The following is a 350-nucleotide window of genomic DNA, read 5'->3' as shown; positions in this document are numbered from 1 at the left end:
CATTTGGTTTTAAGCACGGTATACCCAAAGAAGCAGATTATGTATTTGACGCTCGCTTTTTACCAAACCCGCATTGGGAGCCTGAACTTAAGCCACTCACAGGGCTAGATCAACCAGTAAAAGACTACCTAGCCAGCCACAGCATAGTACAAAAATTTACATGGCAAATTCAAACATTCGTACAAACATGGCTGCCTCATTTAGAAAGAAATAACCGCAGCTATTTGACCATAGCTATAGGCTGTACCGGAGGGCAACACCGCTCAGTTTATTTAGCGCAAACTATAGGTGAAAGTTTTGCAATGAGTCATCCTAATGTAAAAATTCGCCATCGAGAACAAGAATAAAGC

Annotated in this window: 1 pseudogene; it reads left to right on the top strand. The window is 41.4% G+C overall.

The annotated features are described in order from the left end of the window. Positions 1-347, top strand: a pseudogene (locus tag SB765_RS28435) (RNase adaptor protein RapZ); the annotation flags it as partial. Positions 348-350 lie beyond the last annotated feature (3 nt).

Source organism: Pseudomonas sp. SIMBA_067 (genome assembly GCF_046534675.1).
In the GTDB taxonomy this organism is placed as follows: Bacteria; Pseudomonadota; Gammaproteobacteria; order Pseudomonadales; family Pseudomonadaceae; genus Aquipseudomonas; species Aquipseudomonas putida.
This window is presented reverse-complemented; position numbering and strand designations above follow the sequence as displayed.